The organism is Arthrobacter sp. UYNi723 (genome assembly GCF_054057635.1).
In genome coordinates this window covers 1-2,146 of sequence record NZ_JBSRZM010000073.1, presented here as the reverse complement: position 1 = coordinate 2,146, position 2,146 = coordinate 1, and the positions used below count along the sequence as shown (strand labels likewise).

2 protein-coding genes and 1 pseudogene are annotated in these 2,146 nt (G+C 62.5%); 2 read left to right on the top strand and 1 reads right to left on the bottom strand.

Annotated elements, in window-relative coordinates; genetic code table 11:
- Positions 1-233: pseudogene (locus tag ACVWY0_RS22215) on the bottom strand (MFS transporter); the annotation flags it as partial.
- 226 nt (positions 234-459) lie between these two features.
- Here ACVWY0_RS22215 and glyA point away from each other — a divergent pair.
- Both glyA and ACVWY0_RS22205 read left to right on the top strand, forming a co-directional pair.
- Positions 460-1,815: a serine hydroxymethyltransferase gene (gene glyA / locus ACVWY0_RS22210; protein ID WP_485838621.1), complete on the top strand. Its 1,356-nt coding sequence runs from the start codon at positions 460-462 to the stop codon at positions 1,813-1,815.
- Positions 1,812-2,146: FAD-dependent oxidoreductase (locus ACVWY0_RS22205; protein WP_485838620.1), on the top strand; the 335-nt coding region annotated here is incomplete at its 3' end. The genes glyA and ACVWY0_RS22205, both read left to right, overlap by 4 nt.

Genomic DNA, 2,146 nt, shown 5'->3' with positions numbered 1-2,146 from the left:
ATCGCAAACAGGGCGAACGTCAGCAGAAGCCCGGTCTGGGGATCTGATTCAGGGAAAAAGACTGTCGCGATCGTGACGGCAAGATAGCCATAAACGGCGTAGTCGAACCATTCAACAAAGTTGCCGATAAAACTGGCTGCCACAACTCTGCGGCGCGTTTCCTTGCTGATGCCGTCTCCGTTGACGGGCCGTACTTGGTCACTCGGAGGCAGCGAGGATATTTCGTTACTCATGTGTCCACCAATTGAAATTTGGGTTGCGATGAAAGCAACACTGTTGCATCAGAATATGCGTGAGCTTCAGCACAGTCAAGAGTTAATTCGTAAACTCCGATATGGGCGAAGTGCCTTCGTTCTGCCATCGCTCCCGGGAAAGGACGTGATTGACGTTACAGGGGAACCGCTTTAGAGTTGCAACATGAACAACAGCGTTGCACCTTCACCTCCGCAAGGGGTAGTCATGATAGACAGCCTCACGCAGTCACTCGCGGTCGTCGATCCCGAGATTGGGCAGGCCATCGGCCGGGAGCTCATCCGCCAGCAGTCCACGCTGGAGATGATTGCCTCGGAGAATTTCGCCCCGTCCGCCGTTATGGAGGCGCAGGGATCGGTCCTGACGAACAAGTACGCCGAGGGCTATCCCGGCAAGCGCTACTACGGCGGCTGCGAGCACGTTGACGTCATCGAACAGCTCGCCATCGACCGTGTTAAGGCCCTCTTCGGCGCTGAATTCGCGAACGTGCAGCCGCATTCAGGCGCGCAGGCCAACGCTGCCGCCATGTTCGCGCTGCTGAACCCTGGCGACACCATCATGGGCCTGAGCCTGGCGCACGGCGGCCACCTCACCCACGGCATGAAGATCAACTTCTCCGGCAAGCTGTACAACGTGGTCCCGTACAACGTGCGCGAATCCGACCTCCGGATCGACATGGCCGAGGTCGAGGCACTCGCTTTGGAGCACCGGCCCAAGCTGATCGTGGCCGGCTGGTCTGCCTACTCCCGCCAGCTGGACTTCGCAGAGTTCCGCCGCATCGCCGACCTCGTGGGCGCCTACCTGATGGTGGACATGGCGCACTTCGCCGGCCTGGTGGCCGCCGGGCTGCACCCCAACCCGGTGCCGTACGCCGACGTCGTCACCACCACCACTCACAAAACCCTCGGCGGACCCCGGGGCGGAGTCATCCTCGCCAAGGAGCAGTACGCCAAGAAGATCAACAGCGCCGTTTTCCCCGGCCAGCAGGGTGGCCCGCTGGAGCATGTCATCGCCGCAAAGGCCGTGGCTTTCAAGCTCGCAGGCTCCCCCGAATTCAAGGAACGCCAGGAACGCGTCCTGCAGGGATCCAAGCTTCTGGCCGAACGGCTCCTCCGCGACGACGTTGCCGCGGCAGGAATCTCCGTGGTCAACGGCGGCACCGACGTGCACCTTGTCCTGGTGGACCTCCGCAATTCCGAACTGGACGGTCAGCAGGCCGAAGACGCCCTGCACCGGATCGGTATCACGGTCAACCGCAACGCCGTCCCCTTCGACCCCAGGCCGCCCATGGTGTCCTCCGGCCTCCGGATCGGCACCCCCGCCCTCGCCACCCGCGGCTTCGGTGCTGTGGAGTTCACGGAGGTTGCGGACATCATCGCGACGGCGTTGATCGCCGCTGCCGGCACCGGCACCACCGGGACAACGTCCCTGAGCGACAGCACCGTCGTCGAACTCCGTGCCCGTGTGACCGCGCTTGCCGAGAAGTTCCCCCTTTACGCCCACCTCAATGGCGGCACCGACGTTGCCGCTGTCGAATCAGACATGATTGGAGCAGCCCAGTGAGCACCCACCAGCTCCCCGAGCACCCGGATTTCCTCTGGCGCAACCCGGAGCCCAAGAAGAGCTACGACGCCGTGATTGTGGGCGGCGGCGGGCACGGCCTGGCTACCGCCTACTTCCTGGCCAAGAACCACGGGATGACCAACATCGCCGTCCTGGAAAAGGGCTGGCTGGCCGGCGGCAACATGGCCCGGAATACCACCATCATCCGTTCCAACTACCTCTGGGACGAGAGCGCTGCCATCTACGAGCACGCGCTCAAGCTCTGGGAAATCCTGCCGGAGGAACTCGAATACGACTTCCTGTTCAGCCAGCGCGGCGTCATGAACCTCGC

Coding starts and splice junctions, on each gene's coding strand:
- glyA (WP_485838621.1), top strand. CDS start 460: ATGATAGACAGCCTCACGCAGTCACTCGCGGTCGTCGATCCCGAGATT.